General features: G+C 50.3%; 22 protein-coding genes and 5 pseudogenes. 9 read left to right on the forward strand and 18 right to left on the reverse strand.

All coding sequences use genetic code 11. The features are described from left to right. Nucleotides 1-5: 5 nt before the first annotated feature. A complete protein-coding gene (locus O3W44_RS01900; RefSeq protein WP_269291772.1) occupies nt 6-683 on the reverse strand; it encodes a hypothetical protein in 678 nt (225 codons plus the stop codon). 606 nt (nt 684-1289) lie between these two features. Here O3W44_RS01900 and O3W44_RS01905 point away from each other — a divergent pair. Together O3W44_RS01905 and O3W44_RS01910 are read left to right on the forward strand one after the other, a co-directional pair. After that, nucleotides 1290-1987: pseudogene (locus tag O3W44_RS01905) on the forward strand (phosphohydrolase). Between the two features lie 77 nt (nt 1988-2064). Next, nucleotides 2065-2316, forward strand: coding sequence for a hypothetical protein (locus O3W44_RS01910; protein ID WP_269291773.1), 252 nt, complete (start codon nt 2065-2067; stop codon nt 2314-2316). Between the two features lie 46 nt (nt 2317-2362). Here O3W44_RS01910 and O3W44_RS01915 read toward each other — a convergent pair whose 3' ends face one another. From O3W44_RS01915 to O3W44_RS01925, 3 genes and pseudogenes are all read right to left on the reverse strand, one after another. Next, the gene (locus O3W44_RS01915; RefSeq protein ID WP_269291774.1) at nt 2363-3961 is read right to left on the reverse strand and encodes a methyl-accepting chemotaxis protein; all 1599 of its coding nucleotides are present in this window, start codon (nt 3959-3961) and stop codon (nt 2363-2365) included. A 121-nt stretch (nt 3962-4082) separates the two neighbouring features. After that, nucleotides 4083-5470: pseudogene (gene dcm / locus O3W44_RS01920) on the reverse strand (DNA (cytosine-5-)-methyltransferase). Nucleotides 5471-5543: 73 nt separating this feature from the next. Continuing rightward, a complete protein-coding gene (locus O3W44_RS01925; RefSeq protein ID WP_269291775.1) occupies nt 5544-7427 on the reverse strand; it encodes a hypothetical protein in 1884 nt (627 codons plus the stop codon). A gap of 332 nt (nt 7428-7759) precedes the next feature. On the opposite strand from O3W44_RS01925, the gene O3W44_RS01930 reads away from it, so the two are divergent. From O3W44_RS01930 to O3W44_RS01950, 5 genes and pseudogenes are all read left to right on the forward strand, one after another. After that, nucleotides 7760-8236 (forward strand): very short patch repair endonuclease, encoded by a 477-nt coding sequence (locus tag O3W44_RS01930; RefSeq protein ID WP_269291776.1) that lies wholly within the window; start codon nt 7760-7762, stop codon nt 8234-8236. Between the two features lie 69 nt (nt 8237-8305). Further along, nucleotides 8306-8581: a hypothetical protein gene (locus tag O3W44_RS01935; RefSeq protein ID WP_269291777.1), complete on the forward strand. Its 276-nt coding sequence runs from the start codon at nt 8306-8308 to the stop codon at nt 8579-8581. A 21-nt stretch (nt 8582-8602) separates the two neighbouring features. Next, nucleotides 8603-9512 (forward strand): annotated as a pseudogene (locus O3W44_RS01940) (DUF808 domain-containing protein). A gap of 76 nt (nt 9513-9588) precedes the next feature. Next, nucleotides 9589-9720 carry a hypothetical protein gene (locus O3W44_RS01945; protein WP_269291778.1) on the forward strand — a complete coding sequence of 44 codons (132 nt, stop codon included), beginning with the start codon at nt 9589-9591 and terminating at the stop codon, nt 9718-9720. 176 nt (nt 9721-9896) lie between these two features. After that, nucleotides 9897-10076 (forward strand): YodC family protein, encoded by a 180-nt coding sequence (locus tag O3W44_RS01950; RefSeq protein WP_269291779.1) that lies wholly within the window; start codon nt 9897-9899, stop codon nt 10074-10076. A 118-nt stretch (nt 10077-10194) separates the two neighbouring features. Here O3W44_RS01950 and O3W44_RS01955 read toward each other — a convergent pair. The 3 genes and pseudogenes from O3W44_RS01955 to O3W44_RS01965 all read right to left on the reverse strand — a co-directional run bounded on the left by O3W44_RS01955 (nt 10195) and on the right by O3W44_RS01965 (nt 12821). Continuing rightward, nucleotides 10195-11413 (reverse strand): annotated as a pseudogene (locus tag O3W44_RS01955) (glycosyl transferase). 43 nt (nt 11414-11456) lie between these two features. Beyond that, the gene (locus O3W44_RS01960) at nt 11457-12239 is read right to left on the reverse strand and encodes a mannosyl-3-phosphoglycerate phosphatase-related protein (RefSeq protein WP_269294343.1); all 783 of its coding nucleotides are present in this window, start codon (nt 12237-12239) and stop codon (nt 11457-11459) included. A 348-nt stretch (nt 12240-12587) separates the two neighbouring features. Beyond that, on the reverse strand, nt 12588-12821 hold the full coding sequence (locus tag O3W44_RS01965) for a DUF2525 domain-containing protein (RefSeq protein WP_269291781.1): 234 nt from the start codon (nt 12819-12821) through the stop codon (nt 12588-12590). A gap of 317 nt (nt 12822-13138) precedes the next feature. Between O3W44_RS01965 and O3W44_RS01970 the strand changes: the two genes are divergently transcribed. Both O3W44_RS01970 and dsrB read left to right on the forward strand, forming a co-directional pair. After that, the gene (locus O3W44_RS01970) at nt 13139-13297 is read left to right on the forward strand and encodes a YqaE/Pmp3 family membrane protein (RefSeq protein ID WP_014605562.1); all 159 of its coding nucleotides are present in this window, start codon (nt 13139-13141) and stop codon (nt 13295-13297) included. A 61-nt stretch (nt 13298-13358) separates the two neighbouring features. Beyond that, a pseudogene (dsrB, locus tag O3W44_RS01975) lies at nt 13359-13552 on the forward strand (protein DsrB). A 92-nt stretch (nt 13553-13644) separates the two neighbouring features. Here the strand turns inward: dsrB and O3W44_RS01980 are convergent. The 11 genes from O3W44_RS01980 to fliJ form a co-directional block, all read right to left on the reverse strand. After that, the gene (locus tag O3W44_RS01980; protein ID WP_269291782.1) at nt 13645-15348 is read right to left on the reverse strand and encodes a methyl-accepting chemotaxis protein; all 1704 of its coding nucleotides are present in this window, start codon (nt 15346-15348) and stop codon (nt 13645-13647) included. A gap of 136 nt (nt 15349-15484) precedes the next feature. Next, complete coding sequence (rcsA, locus tag O3W44_RS01985; RefSeq protein WP_269291783.1) at nt 15485-16120, reverse strand: transcriptional regulator RcsA; 636 nt, start codon at nt 16118-16120, stop codon at nt 15485-15487. Nucleotides 16121-16735: 615 nt separating this feature from the next. Next, nucleotides 16736-17521 (reverse strand): flagellar biosynthetic protein FliR, encoded by a 786-nt coding sequence (gene fliR / locus O3W44_RS01990; RefSeq protein ID WP_269291784.1) that lies wholly within the window; start codon nt 17519-17521, stop codon nt 16736-16738. Next, a complete protein-coding gene (fliQ, locus tag O3W44_RS01995; protein WP_269291785.1) occupies nt 17521-17790 on the reverse strand; it encodes a flagellar biosynthesis protein FliQ in 270 nt (89 codons plus the stop codon). The genes fliR and fliQ overlap by 1 nt, the downstream gene beginning before the upstream one ends. Before the next feature lie 28 nt (nt 17791-17818). Beyond that, nucleotides 17819-18550, reverse strand: a complete 732-nt coding sequence (gene fliP / locus O3W44_RS02000) for a flagellar type III secretion system pore protein FliP (protein WP_269294344.1) — start codon at nt 18548-18550, stop codon at nt 17819-17821. Next, nucleotides 18550-18948 carry a flagellar biosynthetic protein FliO gene (gene fliO / locus O3W44_RS02005; RefSeq protein WP_269291786.1) on the reverse strand — a complete coding sequence of 133 codons (399 nt, stop codon included), beginning with the start codon at nt 18946-18948 and terminating at the stop codon, nt 18550-18552. The genes fliP and fliO overlap by 1 nt, the downstream gene beginning before the upstream one ends. Before the next feature lie 2 nt (nt 18949-18950). Continuing rightward, nucleotides 18951-19358 (reverse strand): flagellar motor switch protein FliN, encoded by a 408-nt coding sequence (gene fliN / locus O3W44_RS02010; RefSeq protein ID WP_269291787.1) that lies wholly within the window; start codon nt 19356-19358, stop codon nt 18951-18953. Next, entirely contained in the window at nt 19351-20358 is a 1008-nt protein-coding gene (gene fliM, locus O3W44_RS02015; protein WP_269291788.1) for a flagellar motor switch protein FliM, read from the reverse strand. Before fliM ends, fliN begins: the two co-directional genes overlap by 8 nt. Nucleotides 20359-20362: 4 nt before the next feature. Then, nucleotides 20363-20848 (reverse strand): flagellar basal body-associated protein FliL, encoded by a 486-nt coding sequence (gene fliL, locus O3W44_RS02020; protein WP_269291790.1) that lies wholly within the window; start codon nt 20846-20848, stop codon nt 20363-20365. 129 nt (nt 20849-20977) lie between these two features. Further along, entirely contained in the window at nt 20978-22243 is a 1266-nt protein-coding gene (locus tag O3W44_RS02025; protein WP_269291791.1) for a flagellar hook-length control protein FliK, read from the reverse strand. Further along, nucleotides 22240-22683: a flagellar export protein FliJ gene (gene fliJ / locus O3W44_RS02030; RefSeq protein WP_269291792.1), complete on the reverse strand. Its 444-nt coding sequence runs from the start codon at nt 22681-22683 to the stop codon at nt 22240-22242. The genes O3W44_RS02025 and fliJ overlap by 4 nt, the downstream gene beginning before the upstream one ends. Between the last annotated feature and the right edge of the window lie 14 nt (nt 22684-22697).

A 22697-nucleotide genomic window follows, 5' to 3' on the forward strand; every position in this document is an offset into this window, starting at 1 on the left:
AAGCCTCAACCGCGCGCGACACGCTGAAATTCAATGACCCAAACCCACGGATTCACTTCCCAACTCGTGGCACCGTACTGTTTTTGCCACGCTTTGCGATACGCTTCTTTAGGGGATTCAGAGTGCATATTCATGGTGAAGAAGTTATTGAGAAAGTGCGAGTCAGTTTGCACCCCCTCCGCCATGATGTCATCTTCACTGATATCCTGAATTTTCTCGGCACGGACACCGGTAATTTCAAGGTTGATGCGACTTGCCCAGCGCGGCATGTGAATCGCCGTTTGCCAGCCAAATTGCTCAGCTTCAGGATCGCTCAGGGTGTGATGGCCCAGTTCATTGCTGTCGGCACGATACTGGCAAAATTCAGGCAGGCGAAACGGCGTGGGATCACGCTCGTAATCGGCCAGGGCGTTTTCAGGCACTATCGGTCCGCGCCAGGTCTCTCTCACCCACAAGATATCGCCGGGTTTCCCATACGGGCAGTGATAGCTGATGTCAGTCATTGACATCATTTTATAGCCATGAAGATGGTTTGCGCTCACGTCAAAAGCATGCACCCCTTCATGATGGTCCTGACCTGGACCAAACGCCTGTGTTTTCATTATGCGCCGGGTTTGCGTTTGCTGGCCAACCAACAGGGCACGAACCCGCTGTTCGGAAAAAAGAATCGGCCGTTCTTTCATGGAGTACCTCTTTTTATTAGTAGAACCCGGTTACTGCTGTTAACAATCTGTGCCTTACAGGCAATAACATAAAAACGATAAATCATTTTTTCTTAATAATTTGCCGACTTATTATCAGACGACGGCTGCATATTGTGATCTTAAAAATAGCTAAAATGCAAAAACCGAACCAAATAAATTTTTTTCAACGTTGTGCTGGGGTGAACAGCCCAGATACAGTACGTTATATCGGCAAAGAGTGAAACCTTTTCAGATTTTTGCACCTGTTTTTTTGTGAAAAATTTATTTACCAGGTTGTTTTTTAATGCCGGTAAGCGTTGCGTATAAAATAACAGCACCCGGCAAAAAACATTACCATTATTAAACTTATTTGCGTAACTTAAATTCTTTAAGGAAAAACTGAAAATGGCGCAATGCGCAGTTAAAACCCGCCAAAAATGCTATATCAATGATCAAGATCTCATTTTTATGCCTGAAAGGCCTGGCAGCAACGCGCATTTCCACAGCACTGTAAAAAAAGTGTCATTAGCCAGTCGCTATGATGGCTTGCCGTTCGCGACGTTCTTTTAGAGAACCCGCGCATAAATCATTACAGGGAGATGGATTATGTCACTCACACTTTGGCAATCCCGCTTTGAAAGCTGGTTTCAACTTAACTGGGTTCACGATGATAAAGCCCATGACATTGCACACTTACGCCGCGTATGGACCAGCGCGCAACGCATTATGGCAGGCAGCGAGGCTAACCCGCTGGTGGTGTTGACAGCATGTTATTTTCACGATGTGGTCAATCTGCCGAAAAACCATCCTGAACGGCATCTCGCTTCTACCTACGCTGCCAGTGAAACGCAGCGTATATTGCAGCAGGATTTTATCGACTTTCCCGCTGAACTGATCGATGCAGTGGCACATGCAGTGAAAGCGCACAGTTTTAGTGCAGCCATTGCGCCAGAAACGCTTGAAGCTAAAGTCGTGCAGGATGCAGATCGACTGGAATCCCTGGGTGCCATCGGCCTGGCACGTGTCTTCTATACTGCGGGTGCGTTGAATCGTCCGCTGTTTGACAGTGAAGATCCTTTAGGTAAAGAGCGTGAGTTAAATGATGTGCACTGGACGCTCGACCATTTTCAAAGAAACTGCTGCGCCTGCCTGAAAGTATGCAAACCGCAGCGGGGCGGGCGCTCGCCGAGCATAACGCTGATTTTCTGGTGCGTTATATGGCGAAACTGTGCGCAGAATTACAAGGTAACCTGGTGAGCATGGATGAATCGGTGATCCGCGATTTCACTCCTTTACGCGCCTAATATTAAATTTTTATGACAGTATGTTAATCGAAACGGTCATCCGGTAGCGTGTAGCTATAACAAAAGGGAGTGACGATATGACCGAAACTGTTAATTTGACAATTAAAATCGATCCTGCGCTAAAAGAGCACATCAAACAACTGGCGCTTGAAAATCAAATTTCAATGAGTCAGGAGATTGTTCAGCGTCTTCAGACCAGCCTGCAAACACACCCACATCCGTCTGTTGATAGTCAGGATATTGAAGAGGATGTGCCCGCTCCGCTAACCTCAGCAGAAGTGAAGCAGCTTCGGTCCCTGCTGAAAAAGCAGAGCAAGAAGAAGAAATAGTAAAAAACCCGTCAAAAGACGGGTTTTTTTATTGCGGCTTTACGCCTTACGCCACGTTGATTTGGAACTGTTGCACGCTTTGCGCCAGACGCGAAGCCTGATGCTGTAGCGCATCGGCAGCGCGGCCTTGCTGTTGACTGATGCCTTCATTAGCGTGCAGTTGTTGATCCAGTGCGACCACTTCAGCCGCAATATGCGTGACGCGATTGCTCTGCGCCTTTGCATTGTGCTGCAAATCATTGAGCTGTGTTACCACCGCACTCACTGCCTGGCTAATCTGGCTGAACAGCGTTTCAAGGGATTTAACTTTATTGAAGCCCTGATGCACGTGCTGCTGAGTATGCTGAATCAAGCCATCAATCTGGCGCGTAGAATGTCCGCTTTTATTCGACAGCAATCCAATTTCCTTCGCAACAACTGAAAAACTACGGCCATATACGCCAGCATGCGCGGATTCAATGGCGGCATTCAACGCCAGCAGGCGCGTTTGCAGTGACAACCCATCCAGCATTTCAACGATACCGGCAATGTCACCTGACGCATCGACAATTTTACCCATCTGGATTTCCATCTCATCAACCTGGCGGGCGCACTGTTGCATTAACCTGTCTGCTGATTGCGCCTGTTGCGTGGCCTGCAGCGAGAAGTGAGCACTGTTTTCCACCTCTTCTGAGACGCGATGCAGGCGCTGGGAAAGGTGGCTGAAGCTGGCATTCTGCGCTTTGTGCTGTTCACTGGCCTGCAAATTATGCTGCTGCATTTCACTGGCACCAGCAGCAACACCGGCCGCTATAGTATTGATTTCATTTACAATATGGCGCAAACCCTGACGCATCTCTTCCATCGCATTAAATAACTGCAGCGTTTCACGCGATTGCAGGCGCGGCGGCGTCGCCGACGGCAATAAATTACCGGTTGCGATAGCCTGCAACTGGCGGCTTGCCAGGCGCAGCGGGCTAATCACGCCGCGAAACAGCAGACTGCCGCCTGCCAGCAGCAGGCTGAACAGCAGGGCAGCGACCACCAGAGAAAGGTTGCGGCTGTCAGTTAAGGTGGTCAGTGTGGTGTGATTAACTGCGCCAAGCTGTTTATTGGCCTGAGTGATCTCACTGAACCATGCGTCGTTAAATTGTTGCTGATACGCCTGCATAGGCACCATAAAGAAAGCATCGATATTGTTCGCTGCTAACCCCTTTAACTGCTCATCCAGCCCCTGCGTCAGTAATGTAAAACTTTGCTGTAAATCGCTTTTTGCGTCTGCGTGATAACCGGAGAAGCGTTTTTCCGCCTGCATCAGGGAGGCTTTTGCCGTTTCCGCCAGACTTTTCCAGCTGTCAACGGAGCCGCTTTGCTGATCCTGCATTAAGTAGATGCCAGCGCGATGGCTGTTATCGCTGGCAGTGAGAAGATCGATTCGCGCCCGGTCTAACAGTGCCAGCCGATCGCGTAGCGCACTGGCCTGAGCCAGGCTGGTTTTAGTGTGGCTAACCTGTGCAGTCAGCAGCACTATGCCAACCGACTGAAACAGACAAAACAGCACAACAAACAGGATAAAGTTGCCGCGCAGGCTGGTCAGCCAGGCGGGAAAGGAGGGTAAACTCAGCCGTTTGCGACCACGCAGCGGTAAAAAAGTGAGAATAGACATTGCGCTACCCAAAATGAAAAAACAGCAGTATTGGGCGGTTGTATGACAACGTTGTGACAATCTGCCGCTCCGTGAGGAAAACAGCAGAATCGCTTTTCTTAACGTAAATTGTGGACCTGAATTAAGGCTTTAGCGTGCGAATAAAGGGAAGTAACAGCTGGGCCACAGCAGCAAACACCGGCACGACGACCGAATTGCCAAACTGTTTATACGCTTGCGTATCTGAAACCGGAATGCGGAACGGCTCGCTCCCTGGCACATCAAAACCCATCAGACGCGCACATTCGCGCGGCGACAAACGACGAGGACGGCGGGCCATATTCTCGACGTTTTGAAAATCGGCTTCTCCCAGCGCACTGTCCCAGCCACGATCGATGAGGATCTCCGAACCATCTTTGTAATAGCGCGCTGATAGGGTGCGTACGCAGCACTGACTATTACGCGGATCGTTCAGGCCAAAACCAAACCCATTGCCTTTCGCCTTGTGCTTTTTAGCGTACTGGTAAAGGTAACGCCATAAGTGGGGCGAAAGGATATATTTTTCATCCGGCTGCGTTTCCAGCAGGCTTTGCAGGTCGGGCACCTGCGCAGGATAAAAACGGCGAATATCACGCAGCGTTAATGACTGGCTGCCTGCAATGTCACGACGAATGCCAACCAGGACAATGCGTTCACGGTGCTGGGGCAGAAAATGGCGCGCATCAATAATCTTGGCATCGGGGGTTGTTGCATCGGCATCCGCTACGTCATAGCCCAGCTCATCCAGCGTTTCCATAATGATGGCGAAGGTGCGGCCTTTATCATGGCTTTTGAGATTTTTTACATTCTCCAGCACAAAAAAGGGCGGTTTTTTGGCGGCGAGAATGCGTGCGACGTCGAAAAACAGCGTGCCTTGTGCCTGACATTCAAAGCCGTGCGCGCGGCCTAAGGCATTCTTTTTACTCACACCCGCCAGCGAGAAAGGCTGGCAGGGAAAACCGGCCAGTAAAACCTGGTGATCGGGAATTGCTGCGTCAATGTATTGATAAATCGCCGTATCGTCGCTCAGGCCCGCCGGTTGCGTCACCTGGCGAATATCGCTGTTGAAAAGGTGCTCGTGCGGATCGCTGTAGTGATTGGCTTTATAAGTGCGCACCGCCTCTTTGTTCCATTCACTGGTGAAAACACACTTGCCGCCAATGGCTTCAAAACCGCGGCGGATGCCACCAATGCCGGCAAACAGATCGATAAAACGAAATTCCGGGGCATCGTAATGGGCCGGGCGCGTCGGCAGTAAACCTTGCAACAGGTTGACTTCTCCCGTTGAGAGCGCCGGAAGGGGCAATTTCCCTGACGAAAGCGATTAAGCTGTTGTGCTGTCCAGTCCCGATACCCGTTAGCCTGCAGACGTGCCACAAGATCGCGTACTGAATAGATCGCCAGGACCTGCATCAACAGGGTGGCGTCGTCGGTTAATGAGGAAGCAGTAAGCGGCGGTTCAGCGATCGCGGCGGCGTCATCGGCGTGCATGTATTTTTCCTTAACAGTGAGGCGCCTATGCTATCACTCCTTAACCCGTGAAGAAATTAGCGGGACGTGCCCGCTACTTTTTGCTTTTTAATTTTTTCAGTTCGATACCATAAACCTGGCCGTTAATGCGCAGGGTTAAGCAGTTACTGGCTTCATCAAAATCAGCCAGCGCGCGCGTCGGGCCACGCATAATCAATTCCCGGTCATTGTTATAACCAAAGCCGATATCTTTATTTCCTGTCCAGTGTTGTTCAAAGCATTTCACGTCAGCGGCATCGAGTTCAGCACTTTTGAGTTCATCGCAACGGGTGAAACTTTTGCGAAACAGAAAATGAACGCCCGCACCAAACCGGTCTACACCGTTGGTTTCCAGCAGAGCAATGGCGTGACCTGTATAAGTCCCGATCTTTATGTACAGTTTGCAGGCGGAGCTTTTTCCTTCGATATAAACCTGTTTGACGGGCGCAGATCCTTCAGAATGCCAGGTGGCATAGGGTCCGCCTGTGGTGGCCTGTACAGCAATATAAGTTGCCCCTTGCGGGGTATTTTGCGTGAAATCGGTTTGGGTTCCTTTGATTGAACTGTAGCCTCCGGAGCCAACAATTTTAATGTTGAGCTGGCCTGATTCAGCAGGTAGCGCCACTTCACCTATATAAAACCACACCTCTTTATCGCTGCGATTATCCATTCTGTAGGGCGATGTGACGTAATCATAATTAAGCGAGCCTTCCACCACGACACCAAAGTTAGCCAGCTCAATATTGCCTTCTTCATATTCTGACAGCCAGCGTTCACCCTCCGGCGAATAATCAAGTGTGCTGCCGCTTTGCAGGTTCTTCTGCATCATAATGATGCGGGAAAAGGCGAGCTTGAGCGGATTCTCACAATCTTCAATCGACAGGGCTTCAATGATCCACTGGCCATTGGAGAGATCGCCGGGATATTCCGTATGTTCAATCCAGCCGTTACGAATAAGTGACTGGGTGCAGCGCGGCATATCAAATGCAGGATGCTGCGAATTATATTGAATATTAAAATTCGACATCTCGATGGCTGTCGAGTGATCCCACACGCCCTGTTGCTGCCCAGACCAGCGCGCATAAACAATGGCGTTTTGGCAATGGCTGGCATAGAACTGATCTAATTTGCAGTCGAGCGTATCCAGCACATCCAACGCCCGTCCGCCGAGGTAGCTAAACTTCGTGCAGCTGACGCGCAAGAACTGACCGCCAGGATCAATATTCTTATAAAAACCCTTACTGTTAGAGGCGCTGCTGTCACTGCTGTTACTTTGGCCTTCAATGATTAAACCCGCTATTTCAACGTGGCGCGCCTTAACTAAAAACATCACTTCATCATTTTTCTTATCAGAATAAAGCGTTGTTGAGGCAAAAAATCCAAAGCTGACTGGCGCACCGGACAATTTAAATAAATTGATCTCGGTAGCGGAGATATCAAATTTAGACAGCATAAAGTTTCCGGCCGTAAAACGAATACCTATTGCCGGATAATTTGCCTGTGACCAGTTGTGCATTCGCGTAACGGCCTCCAGACAATCCGTTGTACCGTCAGGGATAGCGCCAAATTCAACCACGGTGACGTTATTATAATCCAGCACGATGCGTTTCCAGCGTGCACCATTGGCCGTAACGATATTCAAACCAAAATCTTCTTTTGTGCTTTTGTCCAGCGCGTCATAAACAAAGATCCCGCCACCCACTTTACTGCCGCTGGAATATTCAAGCACGGAAGCAATTTGTCCTGACTGCGTGGGTTCTGTTGCACGAAGCTGTTCAACAGAACGCAACTGAGTAATGGCACTGCTGCTCAGATTTGCCAGTTCAATCACCACTCTCGCAAAATCAAGGGGATTGCCCGATGAGTCTAAAACCTTCAGGGAAGGCGTTTCAGGCAGGCTTTCAGTGCGGGTTATTCCGTCACGGGATGGGGTTGCCATGGTTAGCGTCTCAATAAAGGTTAAATGAAACTGAAGGGATAATTGAGTATAAGCGGAGCACAAAAAATCAGGCGGCTCGCACCAGCGTATAAAAAAGTAAATCAGGCAAGCGTAAATAAGCGTAACGCTAAATCACTGACAGGGTTTTAAGAGATAAAAAGCATGTTCGTATTTTAAGATTATCTTCAGTTTGTTTCTGCCTGTAGCTGGCCCGGAATGAAATATTTCTTTTACCCGCCAGCGGCCAGATTATTTTATTCACTGTTTCTCTGACGGCTTTCGCTTTCAGTGACGCAGGCTAAAGTTGAAAGAGCAGCTAACAAGGAGACGCCATGGCCGATGTTCACTCCAGTGAAATACGCAGCAAGAATATGCGCGCGATTCGCCAGCAGGATACCGCTATCGAACAGCGCATTGCGCTGTTACTAAAGGATCGCGGTTTTAGCTATCGGGTACAGGATAAAAATCTACCCGGACGGCCCGATTTCGTATTGCCTGAACAGCAAGCCATAATTTTTGTACACGGCTGTTTTTGGCATCGTCATCACTGCTATCTGTTTAAAGTGCCCGCCACGCGAACCGAATTCTGGACAGGCAAAATAAACAGTAACGTCGAGCGCGACCGGCGCTATGTCCATCAGTTACAGGAAAGTGGCTGGAAGGTATTGATAGTCTGGGAATGCGCGCTGCGCGGCAAACTGCGGTTAGGGGATGATGCGCTGCTTGAACGGCTGGAGGAGTGGTTGTTGGTGATGACGAAAAGTGCTGAAATCGATCATCAGGGAATTCATCATTACCGCGCACCCTGAACTTGCAGCCTTGCCAATCAGCAACATAATTGGTTAGATCCCTGCTTTCTTCGCGACCGGGAGCCCGTCATGAGCAGTATTAAACTCACTGTGAAACGCCTTTATCAAATTCGTGATGAGCGCATGGTGAACACAAAAGCAACCGTACGTGTCTACGCTGGCGACAGGCTGGTGGCCACGGAAGAGGTGACGGGGCTAACGGAAAGCCCGGTGAGTAAGTATCTGCATGCCGGGACAGCGCCTGGGCAAGCGGTGCGCGTAGAGTGGGATTGTGAGGGCATCGCCGAGATGACAGTTGCTGAAGTTGAGCGTTGCCCATGTTGTCAGCATAACGAACCGGAATAGAACCGGCATAAGGAAACCATTTTGGCAGGAACAAGTTTACTGACCTTACTTGATGATATTTCAACACTTCTGGACGATATTTCCGTCATGGGAAAGATCGCCGCGAAAAAAACCGCGGGCGTGTTAGGCGACGATCTCTCGTTGAATGCGCAGCAGGTGACGGGAGTCAAAGCCAATCGCGAGCTGCCGGTGGTGTGGGGCGTTGCAAAAGGCTCTTTTATCAACAAGCTGATCCTGGTGCCGCTGGCGCTGGTGATTTCAGCATTTGCTCCGTGGCTGATTACACCGCTGTTGATGATTGGCGGTGCCTACCTTTGCTATGAAGGGGTTGAGAAAGTGATGCACAGCCTGCAACACGACAAGCAGCAAAACTCCCTGAAGCGCGCCAGCAGCGCCTGGAAAAGTTGTCGAAGCAGGATCCTCGTGAGTTTGAGCAAAAGAAGATCAAAGGCGCCGTGCGCACTGACTTCATTTTATCCGCTGAGATCGTCGCCATTACGCTGGGTATTGTTTCCGATGCGCCGCTGTTGAGTCAGGTCCTGATTTTGTCCGGTATTGCGATTGTAGTCACGGTAGGGGTGTATGGCATCGTTGCGGCGATCGTAAAACTCGATGATTTGGGCTACTGGCTGCGCGAAAAAACGTCGCGCCTGGCGCAGGCTTTCGGTGGCTTCCTGCTGGCAATGGCCCCTGGCTGATGAAAATTTTGTCAGTGGTGGGAACCATTGCAATGTTTTTAGTGGGCGGCGGCATCGTTGTGCATGGTATTACGCCGCTGCATCATCTGATCGAAGAGATTACCGCTGATTTCGGTGGGCTGATCTCAGCCTTACTGAGCAACGGAGCCAATTTGGTGCTGGGCTTCATCATTGGGTCGATCGTGCTGTTAGGCGTGAATCTGATTGCTAAACTGCGCGGCAAATCGGTATAAAGCGCACCATGATTAACACAATTTCTTTTCATCTCGCTGCGCTACAGGCCCGATGAAAGGGAAAAAGGAGAATAAAATGAGTGACGACATGTTTGAATTTGATATTGATGCGCAACTGGAGCAGGCCGAAGCTAACGCTGAGAAGAAAGCTAGCGAAGTGCCTGACGATCTCGGTGATGAAGCCGATTGCGAAGGCTGCAAAATCTGATTCCTGGCTGTCATCAGGCCTCAAAGCGGATAATAAATTTTATCCGCTTTTTTTATTTTCAATATATCTGTCTGATTAAATCTGAATTTGCCAATTTTATGCGCGCCTTAACAGGCAAGAACCCCTTTCGGCTGCTATAAAGAAAACTGTTCAATTAACAATCGGGAGGGCACAGCATGGTTTTTGCAATCAGTGAAGAGGTTCAGCACAAGGAAAATGGACAGACAATGGTGGTAACTGGCTACGCCAGCGGTATGGTCGAGTGCCGTTGGTATGATGGCTACGCCGTACGAAACGAGGCTTTCCGTTCCGATGAGTTGAACCCTTCGACACCGTCGCAGCAAATGGCCAGTTAATCAGGCGTGCTGCCTGTTCAGAGCCAGCGCACATGACGCTGAAAGGCAGCCAGTAAACAACCGTTGATTAACACCCTTCCGCCGCTTCCCTGCGGCGGACGTGTTTTACCTGTATTAATTAAACATCGCCTTCGTTATCGTCTTCTACCGCCTGATAGATACGCTGAAGAATATCGGGGAAAGCTGACTGCACGCGGCTCCAGCTTGGTATAAACGGTTTTTCATTGGGGCGCTCGATAAAGATTGTCCCGCATCGAGAATCGATTGCGTGAACATTTCTACTGCAGCTTCTTCCACATGCTGGTCAAACTTAAGGCCGTTCATCGCCGCTTCGTGGTTATAAATTTCCATCATATCCAGCGCGTTTCGGTAATAGGTGGCTTTCAACACCCGAAATGAATCACTGGTCAGCGGCACCCCCATAGTGGCAAGTTTGCGCAGCAGCGATTGCACAATGTCGTTGCTCATGCGCTTCAGCCCCCCGTGCCATCCTCTTCCGCCAGCGGCTGATGCTTGTGATCGTAGTTATCAGCAATTTCGACCTGACAGGTTTGCCGGGTAGTGTAATTACGATAGATCTCAGACAGCACGCCAATTTCCAGTCCCCAGTCACCGGGAATTTTGATGTTATTGAGTACGTGTGTGCGCATGGCGAACTCTCCCGACAGCGGATAGCGGAAGCTGGCGAGATAATCGAGATATTCGGAGTGGCCGTAGACTTTTTGCAGCGAGCGCAATAGCGGGCCAACCAGCAAACGCCCTACGCGACCGTTAAGTTTGCCGTCCGCAACGCGGGCATAAAAGCCTTTACAAAATTCATACTGGAAAGAGGGATTAGCCAGCGGATAAAGCAAACGCGCCAGCATACCGCGCTCATACGTCACGATGTCGCAATCGTGCAAAGCCACGCAGCTGGTGCGATCCGATGCCAGCGTAAAGCCAGTACAAAACCAGACGTTACGCCCTTTACCCGGTTGAGTAGGCGATAAACCTTCTTTATCCAGCTCCGCATCGATGGCTTTTAAACGTGGCCCGTCATTCCACAGGATGCGATGCCGCTGGGGCAGGCGGGAAAAAAATTCGCGAGCATAAAGAAACTGATCGCGATCGGCACGATCCAGCCCAATGACAATTTCGTTCAGGTAGGGCACTTTAGCCAACTCATCAACAATGTGGCTCAGTGCCGGGCCTTCCAGTTCTGAAAACAAGGAGGGCAAAATCAAGCCCATTTTGCGCTTGCGCGCAAAGCGCACCATCTCTTTTTCAAGCGATTCCACGCTGCGGTGGGTAAGGTTATGAAAATTGGTAATCACGCCATTTTGATAAAAATCACTCATCGCTTCATCCTTACTGTTTTGCAGCGCCAGCCGCTAATTAGGGCTAAGTGAGAAAATAATCCAGGCCTTCACACCAGCCTTCCGGTCCGTAATGGGCGGTGTGAAAGATATGTTGCTGATCCTGACGTGTCAGCCTGACCGGCGTTTTACTGTAACCTTTGATCACCACCGCATAATCCACCGCATCCAGCATGGGAGCATCATTGGGGCCATCGCCAAGGCCAATGGTGATCCGTCCTGTTTCCTGCTGTTGGCTAAGCAGCCAGCGCAAGGCTTCGCCTTTACCGCTACCAGCCGGCATAACGTGCCAGAATCGGCCGCCCTGCGTAAGATCGAGATTGTGCTGAAGCAGATCGTTGCGGAAAGCATCAAATGCATCATCGCTGTCACGCCAGACCAGCACTTCAGTGGCGTCTCGCTGGCGGGACAAGGCGGAATCGGTTTCAGTCAGGCCTGTCATTGCTGAAACTTCACGATCGGTGAAGTCATAAAACGTGCTAAACCGATAGGTTTTTTTCAGGGGAAGCAGCAGTTGATGCAGGGCTTCATAAGAGAGGCTTTCTGGCGGGATGCGCACCCGCTCTGAAGCATTCAGCTGTACCAGCGCGCCATTTTCAGCAATAAAAGGCGCGCCAGAAATGCCCAGTTTTTTCTGCAGGGGTAAAATCTCAGCAGCGGTTTTACTGGTACAAATGACCAACGGAATCTGATGCTGTTGTAGCTGATCAAGCCAGTCAACGGCGGCATCCCAGCGATAACTGTGATGATCCAGCAGTGAGCCGTCGAGGTCGGTCACAATCATAAGCGGCTGTTGCAGAGTCGGCATCATTAGGCTCCTGTCGTCAAGTTCGAAGCTAAAGCAACAAATTTTCAATATTATAGTTGAATCTTAGTCACACTTTTCTGATATGCCGATAAAGTGGATATCCAGGAATTGTCTTAAAACACAGCCGCAAATGTGAGCCTGATGCACGGTTCGTGCACCGCGTTGCAGCCTGCTGTGAGCGGTGTTTTCGGTAACAAAAGACGATTTTTCAGGCCGCCTGGCTGGATAAACGTGCACAGTTGAGACTTGTCTTAAGTCAGAGAAGGCGTAGGCTGCAAGGGTGTTAAGAATTCCCTGGTGTAACGAATGTTTTTTTACCCGGCCATCCCGCCGGGTTTTTTTATGTCGTCAGCGGTTAACTTCGCATGAGGTGTAATCGCGGATATCCAGTTCGAAGGCTTCAGCCAGTTCACTATAACTCTCAAAATGCTGACCATCGACGGCAACGCGGTACGCATGTTCAGTCTCCATATACTCACGCACGTCTCCAGACGTTTTAGCCTGAATCGCCTCAAGCAACGCTTCCACATTGACCTGCATTTCTTGCTGCACGTCGTCGCTGTATTTGTTTGGGCTGGCCATGATCTGCCTCTTAAGAGCGAGATGAATAGAGTGAGTATAGATCGCAGAAAGAAAAGCGCCGTGGGGTAAATCGCAGGCAAAAAAAGCCCGCGCTGCGCGGGCAAAAATCCTTGTTACTTTTAGGTTGACTGCGCCTTTGGGGTTGGTGCAGTGGAAGAAGTGTAAGAGTTCATCGCGTCAGAAGTCTTGTCATGAAACGTTAAGGAAGTGAAAATCTTACGGCTTACTTAGTTTTACCTGTTTTTGACTTTATTTTTAGCAGAATCAGCTATATTTAAAGATAAAGCTTTTTCTTTTCAACACCTCAAGGAGAGATCATGGACTTACTTCGTATTCTTATCGCTATTTTATTGCCACCGCTGGGTGTTTTTATGCAGGTCGGTTTTGGCGGTGCGTTCTGGTTGAATATCCTGCTTACATTATGCGGCTACATCCCCGGTATTATTCATGCGGTATGGGTTATTGCACGCCGCTAGCCCTGCATAACCGCTGCCGTTCGTTTAAACTGTGACACAGGAAATGATCAGGAGAGATGAAATGAAGGTTAATGACCGTGTCACGGTAAAAACAGAAGGGGACCGCGCCGTATTGGCACCCTTTTAGCCGTCGAACCCTTTAATGAAGGCACAATGTATCTGGTGGCCCTTGAAGACTATCCGTTAGGGATTTGGTTCTTTAATGAGACTGATGATGCTGAAGGGATTTTCGTCGAGCCATACGAGTCGGCATGAGGTCAGACCAGGTCCGCTGCTCTGTTTCAATCCTCCCCCGTGCGGGGAGGAGCAGGGCTGAAGTAAAGGCATAATCAGTAGAAAAATTCACATCAAAAGGTTTCCCAGTTGTCATTTGTCGTTGCTAACGCCGGACGCGGTAATGTGCGTGCCGCCGCTAAGGCGGGCGGTGCTGCGCTCACCACCGGCTTCACTGGTGTGCTGTGCAAACGGAATGTTGAAACCGCCTGAGTCAGTTTGCCTGCCTGATCTTCCAGTGAAGCAGCGGCTGCCGATGCTTCTTCGACCAGCGATGCATTCTGCTGCGTCACATTATCCATTTCTGTCACAGCCTGGCTCACCTGCTGAATACCGCGACTCTGCTCATCCGAGGCCGCCGCGATTTCGGCCATAATGTCTGTCACACGGCGAACCGCTTCCACAATTTCACTCATGGTTGAACCCGCTTCACCCACCTGATGGGAACCATCATTAATGAGCGTTACCGATTCAGCGATCAACGCCTCTATCTCTTTCGCTGCCTGCGCGCTGCGCTGCGCCAGATTACGAACTTCACTGGCGACGACGGCAAAGCCGCGGCCTTGTTCACCGGCACGAGCCGCTTCTACTGCCGCGTTCAGCGCCAGAATATTGGTCTGAAAAGCGATACTGTTAATCACATTTGTGATCTCAGCGATTTTCTTCGAGCTGCCCGAAATATTGTTCATGGTTTTGACCACGCCACTGACCAGCTCGCCGCCGCTGCGCGCTTTTCCTGACGCATCTGCTGCCAGTTGACTGGCATGATGAGCATTATCCGCGTTCTGTTTCACCGTCGCGGTTAACTGTTCCATGCTGGCGGCCGTCTGTTCCAGTGCGGCAGCCTGCTGTTCTGTACGGGAGGAGAGATCGGTATTGCCTGCTGAAATCTCACCGGAGCCCTGATAAATTGCCACAGCGCCTTCGCGAACAGTGCCCACGGTTTTAACCAGGGATTCCTGCATCAGTTGCAGATTATGAATAAGTGTGCCGATTTCGCTGCGGCCATAAGGGCGGTAAGGGGTGGTCAAATCACCCTGGGCGATACGCTCAATGTGCGAAACGGACTGGCGCAGCGGATTGATGACGATCCGGCGCAGAAATACAAACGTCAGCAATACCAGCAGCAGCGCCGCAGCAAAGGCCACCGCCATGGCGATAAAGCCGATACGTGACTGATACGCTGCGTCTTCATTGATTGTCTGAGCGCGCGCGGTACGGATCTTTATTGCTTTCAGCAAAACTTCGTTATAGGCGGCATCCAGTTTGCGCGTCACGTCAGTTTCATGAGCGATAATCCCCTCAAAGCTGCCTTGCTTTCCGGATTCAATCATCGGCAGCAGCCCTTTTTCGACGTAATCATTAAACCGCGACTGCAACGCACCATCCAGTTCCGTATCGGCCGCGGATTTAACCTGCCGGTTCAGGTAAACTGCGAAGCCGTCTTTAGCCTGCTTAATCCGCTTTTCGGTCTCAGCGACGTTAGCGCGAAACGTGTCCATTTCTCCGATACGCGCAGCTGCGCCAGCCTGGATAATGGTTAAGCGTGCAGTACGCAGATGGTTAGAACTGTTTGAGATCCCCATGCGTACCTGGATCTCTTCTGTGGCTTGCTCAAGTGAGTGGTTACTCTGGATAAGAAAATAGCTGGCGAGACCAATGCAAAGTGCGAACAGCAGCAGAATGCCACTGAAGATCATACTAAACAGCGGAACGAGACGAAGGTTCTGCCAAATACCTGGCTTGTACTGCCCATCAGTGATCCGTGCGGTGCTCATAGCGAGGGTTCTCATGATTGATTGATTGAAATCAAACATCGGCAGTTCACGAGAAAGGATTAGGTGGGGAAATGAGATCTGACTCTCAGTTTGGCATAAAAAAACCGGCCAGAGAGGCCGGTTATTGAGAAGGGGATTATCTCACATTGACATAAATGCCAGAGGTAACATTATCAGTTAATCGCACCACGTGATAAATCACTTGTTTATTATGCGTTTTGATTTTCCGCTTAATATTACCCTTATGTGACGAAACCGTTTTCGCCTTTATTTGCATCTTGTCAGAAATCTGAATGGTGTCATGACCTGACATCCACATTTTCAGCATATTTGACTCAGTCTGACTCAGCGTCAAAGGATGAATATCAAGTGCAGAGGAAATACGCGGAGACTGATTCAGTTTCTTCTGCAAATAGGTGCTCAGTAACGAGTCCAGAGTAGACGTTTTTATCGATTTTGACGTAATAATCAAGTTCTTACGAACATAGAGGTATTCCTCAAAATGGATATTACTGATCGCCATAAAAATAAAAAACAGGGTTTCAGGATGCTGCATAATAATGCTGCGAATACGATCACTGGAATCAGCTTCATGAATGAAACAATCTTCATTAATAAAAACGACACCAGGTTGTAACTGTTCACAACGTTGCTGTAATTGCTCAATATCAGATACGGAAGTAATATTTTTCCTCTTAACTCCTTTAGAGGACATATAGTCCGATAATCCCAGGCGTGTGTAGTTGCAGGAATCCATAATAATCGTTGGCATGTTAGCGACCCTCACCAATTTGTTATCCGTTTAAATCAACGATGAATTACGCGTTGCGGTACGAGAGAGATTTCTAAGGCACTTTTTATTCTGCTCATATGCAGTGTGGTAACAGGCAAGCGCCTGTAAAAGTCTTCATCCCTGACCCGTTCTGCAAATATTTTATGCTGCCTTGACGTCACACATCCCCAGCAATAGTGGGAATTGCTGGAGTAGGGGCAAAACGCTGTTTTGAGAGCGTTGTCACTATCGCTGAAAACCAAGACTTCTCTGATAGGACAAATCTTAAAAACATTTGTTTTACGAAAGTGTGATGTCTCAACGAGTGTTGACAATGCCGGAAAAAACAAATTCTGACAAGAAAAATCATCGAAAGATTTTTTTGTTCAATTTCAAGACATTGCCGAATTTATCAACAAAACCACAGTGTTACATATTCTGTAAACCGCCCAGCTAAAATACGCGAAGCGCGGTTTAATAAGAATTATTTTCAGACTTTCGGTACATTTATCAGAATTTCCTTAGTTGATTTCTGAGAAAATTGGTTCGAAAAATGCACAAAAGAATTTATTTTGCTTAAGTATCACTTTAGCGAAATCGTTAGATACTTAATGTTTAGGGATGGGATAGTTCTGTGAGGAACAGCGCGAGTAAATCAAACACTTCGCTGAAAAGATGCTCGCAAAAGGGGGCCAGGAGAGGCATCAAGAGCCCCGGGGTGAGGATACCCACTGATAAGGTAACGGGAAAGCCAATCGCGAAAACGGATAACTGTGGTGAAACACGGTTTAACAAACCTAGTACCAGATTAAGCATGAGTAGCAAAACGATAAGTGGTAACGCTAACATCATGCCATTAAGGAAAATCAATCCGCCTGATTTTACCAATGCCATAAAAGCATTAGCGTTTAGCGGCTGTCCACCAATCGGCAATGTATGAAAACTGTCCGCCAGCAGTGAGATTAACCACAAATGGCCGTTAAAAGTCAGGAACAACAACATCGCCAGCATGTCGAGAAAACGCGCAAGCACCGGCATGTTAAGACGGCTTCCGGGATCAAAAAAGGTCGCGAACGACAAACCCATCTGTAATCCAATCACTTCACCCGCAGTGCGAACGGCTGCAAAAGCGAACTGCATGGTGAAACCGAGGGCAACGCCAATCAAAATTTGCTGGATAAGCAGCCAGAATCCTGCCGGTGAAAACAGCGTTACCTCGACCGGCGGCAACAGCGGCATCAGCAACCAGGTGATCATCACCGCCAGGCCAATTTTAACTCGATGGCTGATTGCACGTTCGCTGAGCAGCGGCGCGGTGGCAAACAGCGCCAGCATACGCACCAGTGGCCAGTAAAACTGACTCACCCAGTGAACAAGTTGACTGCTGTCGAGGGTAACCATTAGCCGATGATATAAGGCAGGTTAGTGAAGACGGTACGAATATAATCCAGAGCAAAATTTAACATCCACGGGCCAGCAATGATACCGGTTGTGGCGACGGCCAGGATTTTTGGGATAAACGACAGGGTCTGTTCGTTGATCTGCGTGGCGGCCTGAAGCAGGCTGATCAGCAAACCGCTGACCAGTGCAGTGAGCAGCAGTGGGGCAGCCAGCATTAGCGCAACGCGCATCGCTTCCTGTCCCATCATCATTACCGATTCGGGTGTCATGTTTCGCTCCAGTTAGCAGATTCAGAGATCAGGAATAAAAGCTTTGTGCCAGTGAACCCACCAGCAACTGCCAGCCATCCACTAAGACAAACAGCATTAACTTAAACGGCAGCGCAATGGTCGCTGGCGGCACCATCATCATGCCCAGCGCCATCAGCACACTGGCAACCACCAGGTCGATGATCAGGAAAGGGATAAAGACGGTAAAACCAATCTGGAAAGCCGTTTTTAGCTCACTGGTCACGTAAGCGGGCAGCAAAATACGCATCGGTACGGCTTCTGGCCCGGCAATAGGTGGGGTGTTTGCCAGTCGGGCAAACAGGGCTAAATCGGCTTCACGTGTTTGACGCAGCATGAAGTCGCGCAGCGGTTGCGCCCCTTTCTCAATCGCGACGTCCATACTGATTTTATCCTGACTGAACGGCAGATAAGCGTCCTGATAAATTTTATCGAAAGTCGGTGCCATGATGAAAAAAGTCAGAAACAGCGACAGCCCCAGCAAAACCTGGTTCGGTGGAGCTGATGGCGTACCGAGCGCATTACGCAACAAACCAAACACAATGATGATTCGGGTGAAGCTGGTCATCATCAGCAATACAGCCGGAATAAACGTCAGCGCGGTGATAAACACCAGCGTTTGCACCGGCAACGACCAGCTTTGCCCGCCGTTCGGTAACGGATGACTCACCAGGCCCGGTAACTGGGCATGGGCAACCGGTGCCAGCAACAGCAGCGGCAGAAGAGGGAGCAGACGACGTATCATTGAGGTTTTCCGGGACGTTTAACCAGGTGCTGTAACAGCTGACGAAAATCTTGCGGCGCGGCCTGAGCCGGTGCATCTTCTTCCGGCGCGGCGGGCGGCAGCGTATGCAAATGGGTAATCTGTTGTGCGGTGACGCCGAGCACCAAACGGGCATCGGCAGTATCCACAATCACCACGCGCTCACGCTGACCAACCGACACGCTGGCGGTCATTTTAAGTTCCTGGCTGCTGACTTTCTTCGGTGCAAAACCGAGTCGACGCGCCAGCCAGGCACAAGCCAGAATCAATAACACAATAACCGCTAACACGCTGCTAACCTGGGTCAACACCGAACCGGTAGAGATCGCCTGTGTTTGCGGCGCGGCAGTGTGCAGTGTTTGAGACTGGGTATTCATTATCAACGGCTCACACGACGCATACGTTCAGACGGGGTAATGATGTCGGTAATGCGCACGCCATATTTGTCATTGACCACAACCACTTCACCCTGAGCAATCAGATAACCGTTAATCAGGATGTCCAGGGGTTCGCCCGCCAGGCCATCCAGCGCCACCACCGAACCCTGCGTCAGACGCAGCAGTTCTTTGATAGTCATTTTTGTGCGTCCCAGTTCCACGGTGAGTTTCACCGGGATATCCATGATCAGGTCAATGTCCTGCAGAGAGCCAGAAACGTTACCGCTTTCGAATGATTTAAACACTTCGTCACTCTGTGGCGCGCTGCTGCCTGTTTGCTCGTTCATTGCCTCAGCCCACAGATCGTCCGCAGAGATAGTGTCATCGGACGGTTTCTTGCTGTCACTCATTGGGCTGTTCCTCGTTAAGCGAATTCAAAATCGGGTTAATCAAGTGTTCGACACGCAAAGCATACTGACCATTCAGCGTGCCATATTGGCTGGTTAATACCGGCACGCCATCCACATGGGCGATGATGCGATCGGGTTTATCAATCGGCAGCACATCGCCTGGCTTCAACTGCAAAATGCGTGACAGACGCAGCGATGTCTCAGCAAAATGCGCTATCAGCTCCAGCTCAGAGTGCTGGACCTGCTTGACCAGATTATCGCGCCAGTGCGTATCTTCCTGACGTGAGTTTTCCAGCGGCGGGTTCACCAGTAACTCGCGCAGCGGCTCAATCATCGAAAACGGTATGCAGATGTTAAATTCACCCACCAGGTTACCGATTTCTACCTGAAACGGCGTATTAACCACGATGTCGTTTGGCGACGTCGTGATGTTAGTGAATTTCACCTGCATTTCTGAACGCACATACTCAACCTCAAGCGGATAAATCGCTTTCCAGGCGTCGCTGTAACCATCCAGTGCCAGCTTCAGCATGCGTTGGATAACGCGCTGTTCAGTGTGGGTAAATTCACGGCCTTCCACTTTCGTCGGGAAGCGACCATCACCACCAAACAGGTTATCTACCGCAATAAATACCAGGCTGGGTGAAAACACCACCAGCGCAGTGCCACGCAGCGGTTTTAAATGGATAAGATTCAGGTTCGTTGGCACCGGCAAGTTGCGGGCAAACTCATGATAAGGCTGAATCTTAATCGCACCCACTGTCACATCCGGGCTACGGCGCAGCAGGTTAAACAGCGCCATACGGAACTGACGGGCAAAACGCTCGTTAATAATTTCCAGCGCCTGCAGACGCTCGCGAACTACGCGACGCTGGGTATTCGGGTCGTAGGGACGGACATCGCCTTCCGGCCCTTTCTGTTTCTTTTCTTCTACCGTGCTGTCACTGTCGCCGTTCAGTAGCGCGTCAATTTCAGCCTGGGAGAGAATGCTATCGCCCATTGATTCACCTCAAAATGAAGGCGGTAAACAGCACGTCGTTTACGGCCTGCGAAGGTTGACCCTTCACCAGCGGCGGTGCCAGCACCTGTTTGATCTGCTCAACAAGTGCTTGCTTGCCTTGCTCTGACGCGAGCGCAGTTGCGCTCTGACGTGAGAGCAGCAGCAGCAGACGGCTGCGCACCTCAGGCAGATAGTCATTCAGCCGACGACGAGTATCTTCATCCGGCAGACGCAGGGTAAATCCTACGTACAGCACGCGGTCAGGATCGTTGTCGGGATTGACCAGGTTAACCGTAAATGTATCAAGTGCAAAAAAGACCGGGGCGGGAGGCGGTTCGACTTTCGCGACTTCCGGCTTATCACCCTCGTGTTTATTCATCATTCGCCAGACTGCATAGCCTGCCACGCTACAAGCAGCCAGTGTTACAACAAGTAACACTGGAATTAAGATTGAACGTTTGCGGCCTTTAGCTTTCGCGTTATCAGACATTTTTGCAGTTACTTCCTGTGAATTATGGGCAAGCCTCTCGGCTCGCCTGGACAGATTATCCCGCGTCTTAAGTCAAACAATGGGAAGAAAAGACGCGAGTTTTACGCTTACCTTCAGCGTTTGTCGCTATCAGGCAAAAGTGTCGACGGCGCCGTTACCCTTTACCTGGGCCTGGAGGGACGCAGGTACAGCAATCGGCGTTATGTCGTTATCGCTATCCTGGGAGAGGGAGAAGCTGCCGTGCTGTCCGTCGCGACGCGCCTCCTGTTGCTGCCGGAAGCTCTGGCCTTGCGCGAAACTGTCACTGCTCACCTGACTCTCACCCAGGTTAATTCCGCTTTCAGCCAGCGCGTTGCGCAGCTGAGGTAGCGCGGCTTCCAGTGCAGCCCTGACGAGGCTGTGACCAGAAACTAAATTTAAATGTGCCGTGTCATGATCCAGCTTCAGGCTGATCTGGATCGCGCCCAGATCTTCCGGATGCAAACGCAGCTCGGCATTTTGCTGTCCGTTACGGCTGAACATCACAACCTGCTGGCTCAGCGCCTGTTGCCACTGCTCGCTGCCCAGCTGGGCATTCAACATTGGCGTTGACGGCGTATTGACCGTCGCGGCGGCATTCAGCGGTGCGGCAAGCGGGCTGGTGCTGGTAAACGTGGTGCTGGCGACAGGCAAACTTTCAGGGGTACTGTTGTTTGCCGTGAATTGCTCATCATGCACGCTTACGCTGCTTATCAGCTGCTGAAAACTGTTATTCAGCATCAGCTTACTGCCGTCATTGGTTTGGGTTACCGTATCGTTACTGCTGTCGCTGACGGCGGCGTCGATACCCCGGCTCAGTAAGCGGGTATCGGGCAATGCACTGTTTTTAGCATCAGGTTGCTCCTCTTCGGCAGTCACGGCACCGGTCAATGCCTGCGTCAGAGAAGCCGTTGAGCGACGTAATTCACCCTGCGCCATTAACTCGCCATCAGCGGTGCTGACGGTTGCGCTGTTGCTCACGGCTGCTGGTAACATGGCAAACAGCGCCTGCACGTTTTGTACCTCACTGGCACTCAACATTGCTGTTTCTTGCTTATCTTTATCATCGGCTGATTTTGTGCCGGCTTTAGTGTTTTCCGGCTTTAAAAGTGCATTAAGCGCGTCGGGATTTTCCAGTGCAGCCAGCAGCGCATTCAACGGGCTGGAGGCTGACTTACCGGCTTCTTTTTCTTCAGTTTGCTCAGCGGTTTGTACCGCTTTACCCTGATGTTTTGCCAGCGTTAACAACTGGTTGCCTAATTCAGTCAAAAAATTCTGTGGCAGCGCATCGTTACCCGATAAAACATCCGTGGACGCTAACGTTTCACCTTCACCGCGCGTCGCGGTTGGGGTGACACTATTTGGCAGCGTAATCATTCGCCTCTCCTCAATGCAGCCCGTTGGGCAAATTCATCCATCCGTTTCTGGTCGAGACGGTTTTCTTGTCTTAATGCATTTTCAGCTGCGCGCGTAATAAGGGTTTGATAAGCATTCAAACGCTGTTGCTTTTCACGCCAGCTCGCTAATGCCTGCTCCAGTCGCTGGTTCCAGTGCTGTAATTGCGCGCGGTGCTGCTCAATCGCTTTTTCCAGCGTCTGGATAAACTGGTGATAGTTAGTCCAGCGGGTGCTGGCAATGCCGCTCGACATATCGTCGTTGAGTTTGTTGCGGTATTCGTCCTGATAATCCAGCAGCATGGTTAGCTGCTGATCGGCAGCCTGCTGGCCGCGACGCATATCGCCTAAATAGATGGCGGCTCTTTCGAGTTCTTGCTCCGCTAAATCGCGCAGCGTATCGATGGCACTTGCCGTTTTCATTGCGCTTACCTCAG

The sequence above is a fragment of the Pantoea sp. LMR881 genome, from assembly GCF_027157825.1.
Classification (GTDB): domain Bacteria; phylum Pseudomonadota; class Gammaproteobacteria; order Enterobacterales; family Enterobacteriaceae; genus Pantoea; species Pantoea haifensis.